Consider the following 16,549-nt stretch of genomic DNA (forward strand, 5'->3'; position numbering starts at 1 on the left):
TCGCTGCAACAAGGATCAGGCAGGGCGGCCCAAAGTATCTGCGCGCGCCTGCGCGGCAGCAAAGTCCAGGTCGCCGCTGTAGATGGCGCGGCCGCAGATCACACCCTCCACGCCCTCGTCTTCCACCGCACACAGCTGCTCGATGTCGGCCATGTTCGAGAGGCCGCCCGAGGCGATCACGGGGATGCTCAAAGCCTGCGCCAGCTTCACCGTAGCGTCGATGTTGATGCCCGACAGCATGCCGTCGCGGCCGATGTCGGTGTAGATGATGGATTCGACACCCCAGTCCTCGAACTTCTTGGCCAGGTCCACCACTTCATGGCCGGTGAGCTTGCTCCAGCCGTCGGTGGCCACTTTGCCATCCTTGGCGTCGAGCCCCACGATGATGTGGCCGCCAAAGGCGCTGCAGGCGTCTTTGAGGAAGCCAGGGTTCTTCACCGCCGCCGTGCCGATGATCACGTAGCGCAGGCCGCCGTCGATGTATTTTTCGATGGTGTCCAGGTCGCGGATGCCACCGCCCAGCTGCACGGGGATGTCGTCGCCCACCTCTTTCAGGATGGACTTGATGGCGCTGTAGTTCTTGGGCACGCCCGCAAACGCACCATTCAGGTCCACCAGGTGCAGGCGGCGTGCGCCGGCATCCAGCCACTTGCGCGCCATGGCGGCGGGGTCTTCACCAAAGGTGGTGGATTGGTCCATATCGCCTTGTTTGAGGCGTACGCAGTGGCCGTCTTTGAGGTCGATGGCGGGGATGAGCAGCATGGTGGTGAAGTTCGGGGGGAGGAAAAGGGCGAGACGCAGCTCGGCCCGAACGGGTGGCGGTTAAGGGATCAGGGATTCCAGTGCAGAAAATTGCGGTACAGGGCCAGCCCGTGCTCCGCGCTTTTCTCCGGGTGGAACTGGGTGGCAAAAATATTATCGCGTGCCACGGCGGCAGCGAACAAACCGCCGTAGTCCGTTTGCCCTGCGCAGTGGGCAGGATTTTTCGGCACAGCGTAGAAACTGTGCACGAAGTAGAAGTAGCTGTTGTCTGGCACGCCCGCCCACACCGGGTGCACGCCACCGCCGTGGTGGGCGTGGGGCATCTGCCGCACCTGGTTCCAGCCCATCTGGGGCACCTTGAAGCGGCTGCCGTCGGGCTGGGTGCGGCCTGCCAGGTCAAACTTGAGCACATCGCCAGGGATGAGGCCCAGGCCCGGCGTATCCCCCTCGGCGCTATGGTCCAGCAGCATCTGCATGCCCACGCACACGCCGAACATCGGCTTGGAGGCGGCGGCTTCGAGCACCGATTCCTGGAGGCCGGATTCGCGCAGCTCGCGCATGCAATCGGGCATGGCGCCCTGCCCTGGCAGCACGATGCGCTGGGCGGCGCGCACGTCTTCAGGGCGCTGGGTGACGACCACGGTCCAGCCCGAGCCCTCGGCAGCGGCCTGCACGGCCTGCGACACCGAGCGCAGGTTGCCCATGCCGTAGTCCACGACCGCCACTGTTTTTGCTTCCATATTCATAGCTGCTAGCGCTTATCCATCAAGCGATAGAGCCTGATTTAATCCAAAATTTCACAACGAACCCTTGGTGGAGGGGATGACACCGGCCGAGCGCGGGTCGCGCTCAAGCGCCGCGCGAAGCGTGCGCCCGAACGCCTTGAAGATGGTCTCGCACTGGTGGTGTGCGTTGACGCCCTTGAGGTTGTCGATGTGCAGCGTCACGCCCGCGTGGTTCACAAAGCCCTGGAAGAACTCGAACACCAGTTGCGTGTCGAGCTGGCCGATGCTGCCGGCGGTGAACTTCACGTCCATGTGCAGGCCGGGGCGGCCCGAGAAATCCACCACCACGCGCGACAGCGCTTCATCCAGCGGCACGTAGGCATGCCCGTAGCGGCGGATGCCCTTCTTGTCGCCCACGGCGCGCGCAAAAGCCTGGCCCAGCGTGATGCCCACGTCTTCCACGGTGTGGTGGCCGTCGATGTGCAGGTCACCCTCGCAGTCGATGTCGAGGTCGATCAGCCCATGGCGGGCGATCTGGTCGAGCATGTGGTCGAAGAAGCCGATGCCGGTGGAGAGCTTGGCCTGGCCGGTGCCGTCGAGGTTGATGCGCGCAGTGATGCGCGTCTCGGCGGTGTTGCGGCTGACCTCGGCGATGCGGTCGGCCATCGGGTCGGCCGATGGGGCGGAGGGTACAAGTGCGGAGGAAGTCATAAGGAGGCTTGGAGTGCGGCCAGCATCTGCGCGTTGTCTTCGGCATTGCCTACCGTCAGGCGCAGGCAGTTGGCCAGCAATGGGTGCATTGTAGAAACGTTCTTGACGAGCACCTTGCGGTTTTTCATGCCCTCGTAGGCCCGGGCGGAATCCGCCACACGGATCAGCACCATGTTGGCCTCGCTGTCCCAGCACTTTTCGACACCCGGCATCTGGCGCAGGGCCGCGATGAGCGTGGCGCGTTCGACACGGATCTCGGCGGCCTGGGCGGCAAAAACCTCGGTATGTTCCAGCGCAAACAGCGCGGCCTCGCAGTTGAGCACGCTCACGTTGTAGGGCGGGCGCACCTTGTCGATCTCGCTCACGAACGCCGAGGGTCCGATGAGGTAGCCCAGGCGCACGCCCGCCAGGCCGAACTTGCTGAGCGTGCGCATGAGCAGCACGTGCGCATTGCGCGCAGGCTCGGCCCGCATGCGGTCGATCCAGGTGCGGCTGGCAAAGGGCTGGTAGGCCTCGTCCATGACCACGATGCCGCCCTGCGCACCGGCAGCGTCGATGATGCGCTGCACCGTGCTCTCGTCCCACAGCGTGGCCGTGGGATTGTTGGGGTAGGCGATGTAGGTGATGGCGGGGTTGTGCTGCGCGATGGCGGCCAGCATGGCGGGCTCATCCAGCTCGAAGTCGGGCGTGAGCGGCACGCCGACAAAGTCCAGGCCCTGCAGCTGCGCCGACAGCGGGTACATCACAAAACCGGGCATGGGTGCCAGCATGGTGGCGCGCTGACCTGTGCCCGGCTGTGCGCAGGCCAGGGCCAGCAGGGTGATGAGTTCGTCCGAGCCGTTGCCCAGCACGATGCCATAGCCCTCGGGCATGCCCGCGTACTGCGCCAGGGCCGCCTTCAGGTCGGCAATGCGGTCGCCGGGGTAGCGGTTGAGTGCCACCGAACCCAGGCGCTGGCCCAGCGCGGCCTGCAAATGCGCGGGCAGGCGGAAGGGGTTCTCCATCGCGTCCATCTTGAGCATGCCGGTGGAGGGCTGCACGACATAGGAATGCATCGCGCGTACGTCTGGGCGGATGCGGGCCAGGGCCTGGAGGGGGGACGACGCGGGAGTAGTCATTCGGTGGTGTCCAGTTCGTTGGGGGTGACAAGAAAAGGGTTGATCGGCCGCACGGCGTCCATCGGCTGGTCGTGTGGCAACGCTTCGGTGAGCAGGTAGCGGCAGCCCTGCTGATGGGCGGACGAGAGGATGAGCGCATCCCAGTAGCCCAGGCGGTAGCGGTCCTGCAGGTCCCAGGCGCCGTCCACCGTGTAGGAGTCGAGGTGCGGCGGCAGCCACACGCGCAGGCGGCGCACCTGGGCGCGCACCTGCTGCAGCACCTGCGGGCCGTCAAAACGCTGGATGGCCTGGTTGTACAGCTCGTTGAGCACCTGCGAGCTGATGCGGCCGCTGCGCGTCTGCCAGCAAAAGCTGATCCATTCGCGCGCCCGCGCCTGGCGCTCGGCATTGCGGTCGTCCACGCTAGCGAGCAGGATTTCGGTGTCGACAAAGATGGGGACGGTGGCCATGCGTTCTGCCCCGTTCAGCGCAAAAACAGGGTTTCGCGGGGCACGTACGGTCCGCTGGACGCGCCCCAGGATTCGAACCCCAGCGCCTCGCGCATGGCCTGGGCGTAGGCGTCTTCCTGGCGCATCTTTTCGGCCAGCCATTCACCTAGCAGGCGCGAGACGCTGCTGCCGCGCCTGGCGGCTTCCACGCGCACCCATTCGGCAACGGTGTCGTCCATGGTCACGGTGATGTTTTTCATGGGTTAAATATTACACGAACTTCGTGTTTCACGAAGTTCGTGTAATCGCACTAAAACAGCACATTTCTACTCTCAAGGTTGACTTTGCACGCGCTTACCCTTTGCGGACCGCAGTTGGTGGCGCACCATCCACAGCTTGGACAGCGCAAACAGCAGCTTGAGCTGACGGTAGTTCTTCAATCGTCGGCCACGCGCCATCCAAGCACCCTTGATGACCCAAAACGCGTGCGAAAGAGCATGTTGGGTCTCTTAAATACTAAGCGCAGCCAACGACACGTCGTAGGCCTGACGCAGAATGCTGCGCTGAATCCTGAAAGTCGCGAAATGACTCCATCAACACATGAATGTTTGGAAGCACTTGGAAGGTCGAATGTTGATCCCAAGGTGGTTAGCCTGCTAGATCGGCTGGATCTTGCACACCAGAAAATCGAACTCAAAAGGGGTGACTTCGATACTGCCCTTGACGCACCTGAGCATGGAATAGACGTTGTTTTTTCCGATCCTCAATCGTATGTTCTGACGCATAACTCACCAGAGGGGTCGTTGATCTTGAGTTGCGTCTTTTTTTTCAGCGAAGGACGAGAAAATCACCGCCAGTATCCGTTAGATCTCCCCGCCGGGCTTACATTTAGCGCTTCTCGGGATGAGGTACGCAAGCTGTTTGGTACACCGGAGTTCTCGAGCCCCATTCTTCCTGTGGATAGGTGGACATGGAATGGTCTGAAGCTTGCGGTGACCTTTGTCGAGTCGCAATCGTCCATTGCGCGTGTAAGTTGCAGTTTGCCAAAGGGCTGGTAAGTGACGGCGTCTGGCACTGTTGCGATTTCAGGCGTACACGAAGGTGCGCATGACCAGCATTACGACTGGTTGCTGATTTGTCCGTAGCTTAGAAATAGGCTGTGTCAACAGCTGCCTGCTTCAATGACCAGTCGCAAGCACCTTGCGGAGATCGGTTTTACCCATCTTTGAGCCCTACTTGGCAAAAATCGTCGCCCACCCAAGTGTCAGAGACAACAAAAAGCAGCGACGCCGTCCAGCAGAGCGGCATGGACGCAATAAGGCGTGCTCATTTCAACCGCATCTCTGCGGCTTGCGCGTGGGCCTGCAAGCCCTCGCCGTAGGCCAGCTCGGCAGCAATGGCGCCCAGCACCTGGGCACCAGCTTCGCTCACTTCGATGATGCTGCTGCGCTTCTGGAAGTCGTACACGCCCAGCGGGGACGAGAAGCGTGCCGTGCCGCTAGTGGGTAGCACGTGGTTGGGGCCCGCGCAGTAGTCGCCCAGGCTCTCAGAGGTGTAGGCGCCCAGGAAGATCGCGCCGGCGTGGCGCAGCAGCGGCTCCCAGCGGTGCGGGTCGGTGCTGCTCACCTCCAGGTGCTCCGGTGCGATGCGGTTGCTGATCGCGCAGGCTTCTTCCATGTCTTTGGTGAGGATCAGTGCGCCCCGGCCGGTGAGGCTCTTGGCGATGATCTCGGCGCGCGGCATGGTGGGCAGCAGGCGGTCGATCTCGCGCTGCACGGCGTCGAGGTAGGCGGCGTCGGGGCACAGCAGAATGGACTGGGCCAGCTCGTCATGCTCGGCCTGGCTGAAGAGGTCCATGGCCACCCAGTCGGGCCGTGTGGTGCCGTCGGCCAGCACCAGGATTTCGCTCGGGCCTGCAATCATGTCGATGCCCACGGTGCCAAACACGCGCTTCTTGGCGCTGGCCACGTAGGCGTTGCCGGGGCCGGTGATCTTGTCGACCTTGGGCACGGTGGCCGTGCCATAGGCCAGCGCAGCCACGGCCTGGGCGCCGCCGATGGTGAAGGCGCGCGTGACGCCCGCCACATAGGCCGCAGCCAGTACCAAATCGTTGCGCTCGCCCTTGTCAGACGCTAGTTGCGCACCCGAGCCCCCGGTGGCCACGCTGCCGCGCACGGGCGTGGGCACAACCATGATGATTTCCTGCACGCCCGCCACATGGGCCGGGATGGCGTTCATCAGCAGGCTGGACGGGTACGCGGCCTTGCCACCGGGCACGTAGATGCCCACGCGGTCCAGCGGCGTGACCTTCTGGCCCAGCAAGGTGCCGTCTTCATCGCGGTAGCTCCAGCTCTCGCCCGAAGCCTTCTTCTGCGCCTCATGGTAGCTGCGCACGCGCCTGGCGGCGGCCTGCAGCGCGTCGCGCTGGGCCTGTGGAATGGCGTCGAACGCGGCCTTGAAGTCGGCCTGGGTCAGCTCCAACGCGGCCATGCTAGGGGCTGAGAGGCCGTCAAACCGGGCGGTGTACTCCAGCACGGCCGCATCACCGCGCTTTTGCACGTCGGACAGGATGTCGGCCACGCGCTGCTCGATGGCCGCGTCGGTGTCGGCAGACCAATGCAGGCGGGCTGCAAAATCAGCCTCAAAAGTGGCCGCAGCGGTGGACAGACGGGCGGGAGCAGCTACCAAAGTCATAGTGCGTTCTACGGTGGGTTCAGTTCTTGGGGGCAGGGATGGCCGAAGCAAACGCATCAATAATGCGGCGCAGCGGTGCCTGCTTGAGCTTGAGCGCGGCCTGGTTGACCACCAGGTAGGAGCTGATGTCCATGATGCGCTCGACCTCCACGAGGTGGTTGGCCTTGAGCGTGTTGCCGGTGGAGACCAGATCGACGATGGCGTCGGCCAGGCCGATGAGCGGGGCCAGCTCCATGCTGCCGTAGAGCTTGACCATGTCCACATGCACGCCCTTGGTGGCAAAGAAGTCACGCGCAATCGACGTGTATTTGGTGGCGACCTTCAGGCGCGAGCCCTGCTTGACAGCGCGCTCGTAGTCGAAGTCGTTGCGCACGGCAACGCTCACGCGGCACTTGGCGATGCGCAAGTCCAGCGGCTGGTACAGGCCCTGGCCGCCGTGTTCGATGAGGGTGTCCTTGCCGGTCACGCCGAGGTCGGCGCCGCCGTACTCCACGTAGGTGGGCACGTCGGTGGCGCGCACGAGCACCACACGCACGTTGGGCTGGTTGGTGGGCAGGATGAGCTTGCGCGACTTTTCGGGGTCCTCCAGCACCTCGATACCGGCGGCGGCCAGCAGCGGCAGGGTTTCGTCAAAGATGCGGCCCTTCGAAAGCGCCAGGGTGATCATGCTCATGCTTTCATCCGTTCAATGTCGGCGCCAATGCCGCGCAGTTTCGCTTCCATGCAGTCGTAGCCGCGGTCCAGGTGGTAGATGCGGTCCACCACGGTTTCGCCGTCGGCCACCAAACCCGCGATGACCAGGCTGGCCGAGGCACGCAGGTCGGTGGCCATCACGGTAGCGCCGGACAGGCGAGGTACCCCCTCGATCACGGCCACCTTGCCATCCACCTGGATTTTGGCGCCCAGGCGCACCAGCTCGTTGACGTGCATGAAACGGTTTTCAAAAATCGTCTCGGTCACCGTGGCCGTGCCCTGCGCAATGCAATTGAGCGCCATGAACTGGGCCTGCATGTCGGTGGGGAAACCGGGGTACTCCGTGGTGCGAAAGCCCTGGGCCTTGAGCGTGGCGCCGCCCGCGCTTTGCACGCGGATGCCGCCTTCCACCGCTTGCACGGTAGCGCCGGCCTCACGCAGCTTTTCGATCACTGCGTCGAGGTGATCGGCGCGGCCATGGCGCAGCACCACATCACCGCCCGTGGCGGCCACAGCGCACAGGAAGGTGCCGGCCTCGATGCGGTCGGCCACCACGCGGTGGGTGCAGCCATGCAGTTGGTCCACGCCCTGGATGCGGATGCGGCTGGTGCCGTGGCCTTCGATCTTCGCGCCCATGGCGATCAGCATCTCGGCCAGGTCGGAAATCTCGGGCTCTTGCGCGGCGTTTTCGAGCACCGTCTCGCCCTCGGCCAGTGCGGCTGCCATGAGGAAGTTCTCGGTGCCCGTCACCGTGACCATGTCGGTGGTGATGCGAGCGCCCTTCAGGCGCTTCCGGCCACCATTCGAAAGTGCAGGCAGCTTGGCGATCATGTAGCCATGCTCGACCACGATTTCGGCGCCCATGGCGGCCAGGCCCTTGATGTGCTGGTCCACCGGGCGCGAGCCGATGGCGCAACCGCCGGGCAGCGACACCGTGGCCTCGCCAAAGCGCGCCAGCAGCGGGCCCAGCGCCAGCACGGAGGCGCGCATGGTCTTGACCAGTTCGTACGGGGCCTCGGGCGTGCTCAGCGCGCTGGCATCAATCCGCACCGTGCCGTCGTCGGCCCGCTCGGCCGCCACGCCCATGTTGCGGATGAGCTTGAGCATGGTGCTCACATCCTGCAGCTGGGGCACGTTGAGCAGCGTCACGGGCTCGGCCGTGAGCAGGGCGGCGCACAACTCCGGCAAGGCGGCGTTCTTGGCGCCAGACACCAGCACCTCGCCTTGCAAGCTGCGTCCGCCACGAATCAGGAGTTTGTCCATCTCTACCAACAAAAATATGAATGAAAATAGCCTCCAGCGCTTATCCGTCAAGCGCTAGCAGCTATAAATAAGTGAGCATTCAGGCGCGGCGCGTCACTGCGCCTGGGCCGCCCACTCGGCGGGCGTGAAGGTCTTCATCGACAGTGCATGCACTTCGTCGGTGTGCATTTTGGCGCCCAGCGTGGCGTACACGCGCTGGTGGCGCGCAATGGCGCGCTTGCCTTCAAACTCGGCCGAGACGATGGTGGCGTACCAATGGCGGCCGTCGCCTTCGAGCGTGATGTGTTCGCAGGCCAGGCCGGCAGCGATGATGTCTTTGAGTTGGTCAGCGGTCATGGTGGGGCGCTCGGAATCAATGAGGACTGACGCAAATCGGGATGCAACAACCGCCTCGCCCTGGAGGGGAGCGCTTGCCCGAACCTTGTTTTGCGTAAGTCATGTCAGTTACGGATTTTGTAGCCCGTGCGCAGCAGGTGCACGGCCAGCGCGCTCACGGCCATCCAGGCCACGCCCACGATAGTGAGGCTGAGCCAGGGCGATGTATCGCTCTGGCCGAAGAAGCCATAGCGGAACCCGTCGATCATGTAGAAAAACGGGTTGAGGTGGCTCACGGTCTGCCAGAACGGTGGCAGCGACTGGATGGAATAGAACACGCCCGACAGGAACGTCATGGGCACGACCACAAAGTTCTGGAACGCAGCGAGCTGGTCAAACTTGTCGGCCCACAGCCCCGCAATCAGCCCCAGCGTGGCAAGCAGGCCCGCCCCAGCACCGCAAACACCAGTATCCACAGCGGCGCCGCGAACTCCGGCCGCGCAAAGGCCAACGTGACGATGAACACCCCGAGCCCCACCACCAGCCCGCGCACCATCGATGAGCCAACGTACGCCACAAACCAGGCCCAGTGCGACAGCGGCGTGAGCAGCACAAACACCAGGCTGCCCATGATCTTGCTCTGTATCAGACTGGACGAGCTATTGGCAAAGGCGTTCTGCAGCACGCTCATCATCACGAGGCCCGGCACCAGAAACGCGGTGTAGCTGATGCGGTCGTAGACCTTGACGTGGTCTTCGAGCACATGGCCGAAGATCAGCAGGTACAGCACGGCCGTGAGCACGGGCGCGGCGACGGTCTGGAAGCTGACCTTCCAGAAACGCAGCACTTCTTTATAAAAAAGGGTCTGCCAGCCGGTCATCGTTGTGCCCCCACGCTCGGCACTGCCGTGTCCTCGCTGCCCCCCGAGGGGGCCGCGCCTTGCTTGGGGCGGCCCGGCGCGGCGGCGGTCGCAACCTCCGACATCGGGATATTGGAGGCCGATGTACCCGACATGACTTGCAGGAACACGTCCTCCAGATCCGGCCTGCGAATCTCCATGTCGTGCACCTCGACCCCTGCCACACGCAGGGCAGCCAAGTGGCTTTCAATCTCGGCCGCGTCGTGCGCGGGCAGTTGCACGATGCGGCCGGTGACACGCGCCACCCCCGCCAGCGCGGGCGGCAAGGCGGCATCCGTCTTGAACTGCAGGATGCTGCCCGAGGCCGCCTGCAGCAATTCACTGGTGCGGTTCAGCGCCACCATGCGGCCCGACTTGAGCATGGCAATGCGGCCACACAGCGCCTCGGCTTCTTCCAGGTAGTGCGTGGTCAGCAGCACGGTGTGGCCTTCCTTGTTCAGGCGGGCCACAAAATGCCAGAGGGTCTGGCGCAGTTCCACGTCCACACCGGCCGTGGGCTCGTCGAGCACGATGATGGGCGGCTTGTGCACCAGCGCCTGCGCCACCAGCACGCGGCGCTTCATGCCACCCGAGAGCTGGCGCATGTTGGCGTTGGCCTTGTCGGTGAGGCCCAGGTTCTCCAGCAGCTCGTCGATCCAGGCGTCGTTGTTCTTCACGCCAAAGTAGCCCGACTGGATGCGCAGCGACTCCCGCACATTGAAGAAGGGGTCGAACACCAGCTCTTGCGGCACCACGCCGAGCTTGCGGCGCGCATCTGCATACTGCGTCTGGACATCACTGCCCTGCACCAGCACGCGGCCGCTGGTGGCGCGCGCCAGGCCCGCAAGAATGCTGATCAGGGTGGTTTTACCGGCGCCGTTGGGGCCCAGGAGCCCGAAGAATTCGCCCTCCTGGATGTCCAGGCTGACGTCGTTGAGAGCTTGAAAGGGGCCTTTGGGCGTGGCAAAGGTCTTGGAGATGGCTTGGAAGGAGACTGCGGGCATGAAGGCAGGGATTTTAAGGCCTGGCCCTGATCCACGCTGACAACCCGGCTGTTAGGGCGCCTTGGTCCGCGGGGTCAGGACGCGGGCGCAAGCAGGGTGCCTACGCCATACAAGCCCGCCATGCCACGCAGCGCGGTGGGCAATCCCTGCACGGCGAAGGTCTTGCCCACGGACAAGGCCTCGCGGCGGCACTCGAGCAAAACCGCCAGTGCCGAGCTGTCAAACACCGTCATCGCACTGGCATCCACCACCACACCGGGTTCGCGGTGCACCCGCAGCCCCTGCAAAAGCATGTGCAGACAGGGCGTGGCCTGGCGGTGGGTGAGCTCGGGGGGAAGGACCAGCATGGCGAAGGCCTTATCAGCCCCTGACAGCGGCATTGGCCTTGTTGCGCGAAACCAGTGTCTCGATCAGCCCGTCGATGCCCTTGGCATTGATCTCCTGCGCAAACTGACTGCGGTAGGTTTCCACCAGCCACACGCCCAGCACGTTCAGGTTGTAGATCTTCCAGCCGGCGCCGTCGCCAGGGGTTTTCTCCAGCCGGTAGTCGAGCTGGATCGGGTCGCCACGTCCGACGATTTCGGTGCGCACGAGCACATCCTTGTCCTCCGGCGCAGCCCGCAGGGGCTTGAGCAGGATACGCTGGTCATTGACCTGGGCCAGGGCCCCGGCGTAAGTGCGGACCAGCAATATCTTGAACTCCTCCTGAAGCCTTTGCTGCTGTTCGGGCGAAGCCTGGCGCCAGCCTGGCCCCACGGCGGCGGCTGTCATGCGGCGGAAGTTGACGTTGGGCATCACCGTCTTGTCCACCAGCGCTATGACCTTGTTCAGATCGCCACCCTGGATGGCCTTGTCGGACTTCACGGTGTTCAGCACATCGGTGGACAGGCGCTTGATCAGCGCATCTGGTGCCTCATCGGCCGCTGCGGCCAAGAGTGGCATGCCCAAGGACACCACAGCAGCGGCAAACAATACCTGTCGGGCGAGGGATCGTCGGTTCATCATGTTATTTACTTTCTCATCCGATAGAGGGCGGCCAGCGCGGCAGCCCCTGAATTTCATTGTGGCGGGCAAGCCCCCGGTACTTGCGTCGGGGAGGTTGCGGGTTGCAAGCAAGTGCAACGCGCAGCCTGCCCGGGCAGTTCGCTGCACCAGCCACTCGACGGGCGCTACCGGGGGGGCTCTTCCGGAATGGAGCCATCGTTGCCGTTGATGTCCTCCGCCCGGCTGCCGTTGTGCGGATCGCCCGCCTGGCTGCGCACCTGCAGGAAGACATCACGGGTGAAACTGTATTTGTCCAGGGCGGCACTATCGAGCACGGAGCCCGCCCGCAAAAGGTTGGCACGGGTGTCCGTCAGGCGCAGCGCATAGAGCGAGTTGCGCGCGGAGACCGGGTCGACATAGCGCACCAAGTTACCCCGCATGTCCACAGGCAGTGCGAAGGTGTCCCGCACCGTGGACGGCCCCAGGAGGGGCAACACCAGATAAGGCCCGGTACCCACGCCCCACCGGCCGAGCGTCAGGCCAAAGTCCTGCTTGTAACGGTCTATACCCAGCTCGCTGGCCACATCGAGAACCCCGCCCAGCCCCATCACTGTATTGATGTTGACTCGCATGAACGTGGCCACCGAGGCTTCCGCACGAAGCTGCAGCACGTTGTTCACCAGCGACCAGACGTCCCCCAGGTTCGCAAAGAAATTACGGACCCCGGTGCGCACCGGTGCCGGCGTGATTTCCTGGTAGGCGGTGGCCACCGGTTTGAGCACCATCGCATCGACCTGTTCGTTGAACGTGGTCATGCTGCGGTTGTAGGATTCCAGCGGATCGCGCGGATCAGGATGCGCCACGGTGGCGCAGCCCGACAGCAGTGCACCGGCCAGCACCAGGCTGGCGCCTGCCGCAGCCCGCCGAAGCCTGCCGCCGGTAGGCAGGGCCAACTGTTCAGAGTTCTTCATTTTTTGTCACCTGCCCCTGCGGGCTTACCGCCGTCTTCGGCTTTGCTGTAGAGAAACTGCCCGATCAGGTTTTCGAGCACGACCGCCGACTGCGTGGCGGTCACCATGTCGCCGGCGGAAAGGTTCTGCTCGTCTGCCCCCGCTTCGATGCCGATGTACTGCTCGCCCAGCAAACCACTGGTGAGAATTTTGAGGGAGCTGTCCTTGGGGAAAGCGTAGCGGCTTTCCATTGCCAGGGTCACCCGCGCCTGGAAGGTCTTGTCGTCAAACGTGATGGACTCCACACGGCCGACCACCACGCCGGCACTGCGCACGGCAGCCTGAGGTTTGAGGCCGCCGATATTGTCAAAGCGCGCGGTAATGCGATAGCCCGACTGAAAGTTCAGGCTCAGCAGATTGGCCGACTGCAGCGCCAGAAACACCAGCGCCACAGCCCCCAGCATCACGAACAGGCCCACCCAGAGATCGTTTTTGGAGCGTTGCATTGTTTGATTCCCCTTCGCAGCCAGCATCGCCAGCTCAGATACTGAACATCAGGGCCGTGAGGATGAAGTCGAGCCCCAGCACCGCCAGACTCGCCACCACCACCGTGCGCGTGGTGGCGCGCGATACGCCCTCGGGCGTGGGTTTGGCGGTGTAACCCTGCAAGAGCGCCACGAACGTTACGGCAACACCGAAGACCACGCTCTTGAGCACCCCATTGCCCACGTCTTTCCACACGTCCACCCCGCCCTGCGTCTGGCTCCAGAAAGCGCCAGGGTCGATGCCGATCATGAGGACGCCGACGCCCCACCCGCCAATCACGCCCACCGCACTGAAGACGGCCGCCAGCAGGGGCATGACAATCACCCCAGCCCAGAAACGCGGTGCCAGAACGCGCTGCACCGGGTCCACCGCCATCATTTCCATCGCGCTGAGCTGCTCGCCTGCACGCATCAGACCAATCTCGGCCGTCAGCGACGTGCCCGCACGCCCCGCAAACAGCAGGGCGGTGACCACAGGCCCGAGCTCGCGCACCAGCGACAACGTGACCAGCAGCCCCAGTGCTTCGGACGAGCCATAGCGCTGCAGCGTGTAGTACCCCTGCAACCCCAGCACCAACCCGACGAACAGGCCGGATACCGCAATGATGGCGAGCGAGTAGTTGCCCAGAAAATGCACCTGGTCGCGCACCAGCGATGGCCGCACAAACGTGGCCCCGGCCAGCCGCACCAGCCGCACAAACAGGCGGGTGGCCATGCCAATGTCGGCAAGCTTGGCACGCACCGCAAACCCCACGTCGGACGGGTTGTACCAGCTCACGGTGCACGCCCTCCCACGGGTCCGAAGTCCTGCACGGCATCGGGGCCCGGGTAATGAAAGGGCACCGGCCCCGTGGGCAAGGCGTTCACAAACTGGTGAACCAGGGGGTCTGTGCTGGCACGCACCTCATCGGGCGTGCCCTGGGCCGCCACCACGCCCGGCCCGAGGATGATCACATGGTCTGCGAGCCGCAAGGTCTCTTCGAGGTCGTGCGAGACCACGATGCTGGTCAGACCCATGGCGTCGTTCAGCTGGCGGATCAGCTGCGCAGTCGTCCCCAGAGAGATGGGGTCGAGCCCTGCAAAAGGCTCGTCATACATGACCAGTTCCGGGTCCAGTGCAATGGCGCGTGCCAGGGCTACCCGCCGGGCCATCCCCCCCGAAATCTCGCTGGGCATGAGGTCACGCGCGCCCCGCAGGCCCACGGCGTGCAGCTTCATGAGGACTACATCGCGGATCAGTGCCTCGGACAGGTCCGTGTGCTCGCGCAACGGAAAGGCCACATTCTCAAAAACACTCAGATCGGTAAACAACGCGCCAAACTGGAACAGCATCCCCATGCGGCGGCGGACGGCATACAAGCCAGCCGCGTCGAGGCGACCCACGTCCTGCCCATCAAACAGGACTTCACCGCCCGAAGCCCGCTGCTGCCCCCCCAAGAGGCGCAGCACCGTGGTCTTGCCACCACCGGAGGCGCCCATCAATGCCGTGACCTTGCCACGCGGCACGGTCAGCGAGACGTCGCGCAGGATGGCCCGTTCCCCATAGGAGAACGTGACATTGCGCAGCTCGGCAAGGATGGAGGGATCGGACATGCAGAAACGATTCAGGGTTCGGGGGCGAAGTCGGTGTGCAGAGGATCTTGCGGCCACAGAAAAGCCGCGATGGTAGCTGAAGTTTCAAACATACATACATTCATGCATGTTTGCATCTTGAAGAATCACCTCACGAGATGCACGACACAAAGACGCCATGCAATTCCCGATTGACAGAACCCTCGATTGTGCCAACAAAGGTACTCGGCCGTTGGAGCTGAGGCCATGCGCCCGGACTGGCGGCACCGCGCCGGCTCTGGAAGGTGGAAGCCTCTCCTGGGCTGGCACCAATGCCCATGAAAAAACGGCGCCGCAGCGCCGTTCGATGTGGCATGTGCCGAAGACCTGTCAGCGTGGCAGGTCGGAGAACCCCATGAGGAACTCATCGACCGCACGTGCTGCCTGACGGCCCTCGCGGATGGCCCAGACCACCAGGCTCTGTCCACGGCGGATATCGCCGGCCGCAAACACCTTGGGCACATTGGTGGCATAACCGCCGTCGAAGTCGGTGGTGGCGCGGGCATTGCCCCGGGCATCCTTCTCAACACCAAAAGCCTCCAGCACCGGGGCCACCGGGCTCACAAAACCCATGGCCAGCAGCACCAGATCGGCCTGGTAGTGTTTCTCGGTGCCAGGCACTTCCACCAGCTTGCCGTCCTTGAACTCGACCTGCACCGTGGTCAGGCTCTTGACCTTGCCCTTTTCGCCCGTGAACTCCTTGGTGGAAATCGCGAACTCGCGCACACAGCCTTCTTCGTGGCTGGAGCTGGTGCGCAGCTTGAGCGGCCAGTAAGGCCAGGTCAGGGGCCGGTTTTCCACCTCGGGGGGCTGGGGCATCACCTCAAACTGGGTCACGCTGGCCGCGCCGTGGCGGTTGCTGGTGCCCACGCAGTCGCTGCCGGTGTCGCCGCCGCCAATCACGATGACGTGCTTGCCCGTGGCCATGATCTGGCCCTTGAGCTTGTCACCCGCATTGACCTTGTTTTGCTGGGGCAGGAACTCCATCGCGAAGTGGATGCCGTCGAGATCGCGGCCTGGCACGGGCAGGTCGCGCGACTGCTCGGCGCCGCCGGTCAGCAGCACGGCATCAAACTCTTTGTTCAGTTGCTCGGGCGTGACGGTTTCCTTGGCCCAGTTGGTGACCTTGGAGTCCTTGCCCAGGCCGTCCTTGGCAGCGCCCACGAACACGCCGGTGCGAAACACCACGCCTTCGGCTTCCATCTGCTTGACGCGGCGGTCGATGTGCGACTTTTCCATCTTGAAGTCAGGAATGCCGTAGCGCAGCAGGCCGCCCACGCGGTCGTTCTTTTCAAACAGCGTGACGCTGTGGCCTGCGCGGGCCAGTTGCTGGGCAGCGGCCAGGCCTGCGGGGCCCGAGCCGACCACGGCCACCTTCTTGCCCGTTTGGTGCTTGGCGGACGGGGCTTGACCCAGCCCTCTTCCCAGGCGCGGTCGATGATCGCGTGCTCGATGGACTTGATGCCCACGGCGTCGTCGTTCACGTTCAGCACGCAGGCCGCCTCGCAAGGCGCGGGGCAGATGCGGCCGGTGAACTCGGGGAAGTTGTTGGTGCTGTGCAGCACCTCGATCGCGCTCTTCCAGTCCGCGTGGTACACGAGGTCGTTGAAGTCCGGGATGATGTTGTTCACCGGGCAGCCGTTGTTGCAGAACGGCGTGCCGCAATCCATGCAGCGCGCGCCTTGCACCTTGGCCTGGCTCTCGTCGAGGCCGATGACAAATTCCTTGTAATGCTTCAGGCGCTCGGGCACGGGCTTGTAGCCCTCTTCGATGCGCTCGTATTCCATGAAGCCGGTAGTTTTTCCCATGACGATGTCCTTGTCTATGAATGCTGTGCGAAGGGGGATG

The 16,549-nt window shown here is 63.9% G+C and carries 17 protein-coding genes and 3 pseudogenes; all 20 read right to left on the bottom strand.

Going from position 1 to position 16,549, the window contains the following annotated elements; translation table 11 throughout:
• Positions 1 to 15: 15 nt before the first annotated feature.
• Positions 16 to 762, bottom strand: a complete 747-nt coding sequence (gene hisA / locus KYG_RS12095) for a 1-(5-phosphoribosyl)-5-[(5-phosphoribosylamino)methylideneamino]imidazole-4-carboxamide isomerase (protein WP_008905185.1) — start codon at positions 760 to 762, stop codon at positions 16 to 18.
• Positions 763 to 830: 68 nt separating this feature from the next.
• On the bottom strand, positions 831 to 1,508 hold the full coding sequence (gene hisH, locus KYG_RS12100) for an imidazole glycerol phosphate synthase subunit HisH (RefSeq protein ID WP_034694257.1): 678 nt from the start codon (positions 1,506 to 1,508) through the stop codon (positions 831 to 833).
• A gap of 51 nt (positions 1,509 to 1,559) precedes the next feature.
• Positions 1,560 to 2,198, bottom strand: coding sequence for an imidazoleglycerol-phosphate dehydratase HisB (gene hisB, locus KYG_RS12105; protein WP_034694259.1), 639 nt, complete (start codon positions 2,196 to 2,198; stop codon positions 1,560 to 1,562).
• Positions 2,195 to 3,316, bottom strand: coding sequence for a histidinol-phosphate transaminase (gene hisC / locus KYG_RS12110; protein ID WP_034694262.1), 1,122 nt, complete (start codon positions 3,314 to 3,316; stop codon positions 2,195 to 2,197). The genes hisB and hisC overlap by 4 nt, the downstream gene beginning before the upstream one ends.
• Positions 3,313 to 3,765 (bottom strand): PIN domain-containing protein, encoded by a 453-nt coding sequence (locus KYG_RS12115; RefSeq protein WP_008905189.1) that lies wholly within the window; start codon positions 3,763 to 3,765, stop codon positions 3,313 to 3,315. Before KYG_RS12115 ends, hisC begins: the two co-directional genes overlap by 4 nt.
• Positions 3,766 to 3,779: 14 nt before the next feature.
• On the bottom strand, positions 3,780 to 4,004 hold the full coding sequence (locus tag KYG_RS12120) for a hypothetical protein (RefSeq protein ID WP_008905190.1): 225 nt from the start codon (positions 4,002 to 4,004) through the stop codon (positions 3,780 to 3,782).
• A 72-nt stretch (positions 4,005 to 4,076) separates the two neighbouring features.
• Positions 4,077 to 4,238, bottom strand: a pseudogene (locus tag KYG_RS25490) (IS5/IS1182 family transposase); the annotation flags it as partial.
• Positions 4,239 to 5,070: 832 nt separating this feature from the next.
• Positions 5,071 to 6,438: a histidinol dehydrogenase gene (hisD, locus tag KYG_RS12125; protein ID WP_008905192.1), complete on the bottom strand. Its 1,368-nt coding sequence runs from the start codon at positions 6,436 to 6,438 to the stop codon at positions 5,071 to 5,073.
• Positions 6,439 to 6,457: 19 nt separating this feature from the next.
• Positions 6,458 to 7,105, bottom strand: a complete 648-nt coding sequence (hisG, locus tag KYG_RS12130) for an ATP phosphoribosyltransferase (RefSeq protein ID WP_008905193.1) — start codon at positions 7,103 to 7,105, stop codon at positions 6,458 to 6,460.
• 2 nt (positions 7,106 to 7,107) lie between these two features.
• Positions 7,108 to 8,394 carry a UDP-N-acetylglucosamine 1-carboxyvinyltransferase gene (murA, locus tag KYG_RS12135; RefSeq protein ID WP_008905194.1) on the bottom strand — a complete coding sequence of 429 codons (1,287 nt, stop codon included), beginning with the start codon at positions 8,392 to 8,394 and terminating at the stop codon, positions 7,108 to 7,110.
• A 93-nt stretch (positions 8,395 to 8,487) separates the two neighbouring features.
• Entirely contained in the window at positions 8,488 to 8,730 is a 243-nt protein-coding gene (locus KYG_RS12140; RefSeq protein WP_008905195.1) for a BolA family protein, read from the bottom strand.
• 104 nt (positions 8,731 to 8,834) lie between these two features.
• Positions 8,835 to 9,589, bottom strand: a pseudogene (locus KYG_RS12145) (ABC transporter permease).
• On the bottom strand, positions 9,586 to 10,611 hold the full coding sequence (locus KYG_RS12150; RefSeq protein ID WP_008905196.1) for an ABC transporter ATP-binding protein: 1,026 nt from the start codon (positions 10,609 to 10,611) through the stop codon (positions 9,586 to 9,588). Before KYG_RS12150 ends, KYG_RS12145 begins: the two are co-directional and overlap by 4 nt.
• A 74-nt stretch (positions 10,612 to 10,685) precedes the next feature.
• Positions 10,686 to 10,958, bottom strand: a complete 273-nt coding sequence (locus KYG_RS12155) for an STAS domain-containing protein (protein WP_034694373.1) — start codon at positions 10,956 to 10,958, stop codon at positions 10,686 to 10,688.
• 13 nt (positions 10,959 to 10,971) lie between these two features.
• Positions 10,972 to 11,616 carry a phospholipid-binding protein MlaC gene (locus tag KYG_RS12160; protein ID WP_034694264.1) on the bottom strand — a complete coding sequence of 215 codons (645 nt, stop codon included), beginning with the start codon at positions 11,614 to 11,616 and terminating at the stop codon, positions 10,972 to 10,974.
• A gap of 164 nt (positions 11,617 to 11,780) precedes the next feature.
• Positions 11,781 to 12,566, bottom strand: coding sequence for a VacJ family lipoprotein (locus KYG_RS12165; RefSeq protein WP_008905199.1), 786 nt, complete (start codon positions 12,564 to 12,566; stop codon positions 11,781 to 11,783).
• Entirely contained in the window at positions 12,563 to 13,051 is a 489-nt protein-coding gene (gene mlaD / locus KYG_RS12170; RefSeq protein WP_008905200.1) for an outer membrane lipid asymmetry maintenance protein MlaD, read from the bottom strand. Before mlaD ends, KYG_RS12165 begins: the two co-directional genes overlap by 4 nt.
• Before the next feature lie 34 nt (positions 13,052 to 13,085).
• Positions 13,086 to 13,868, bottom strand: coding sequence for a lipid asymmetry maintenance ABC transporter permease subunit MlaE (gene mlaE / locus KYG_RS12175; protein WP_008905201.1), 783 nt, complete (start codon positions 13,866 to 13,868; stop codon positions 13,086 to 13,088).
• Complete coding sequence (locus KYG_RS12180; RefSeq protein WP_008905202.1) at positions 13,865 to 14,683, bottom strand: ABC transporter ATP-binding protein; 819 nt, start codon at positions 14,681 to 14,683, stop codon at positions 13,865 to 13,867. Before KYG_RS12180 ends, mlaE begins: the two co-directional genes overlap by 4 nt.
• A 348-nt stretch (positions 14,684 to 15,031) precedes the next feature.
• Positions 15,032 to 16,509: pseudogene (locus KYG_RS12185) on the bottom strand (glutamate synthase subunit beta).
• Positions 16,510 to 16,549 lie beyond the last annotated feature (40 nt).

The organism is Acidovorax sp. NO-1 (assembly GCF_000238595.1).
Taxonomy (GTDB): domain Bacteria; phylum Pseudomonadota; class Gammaproteobacteria; order Burkholderiales; family Burkholderiaceae_C; genus Acidovorax.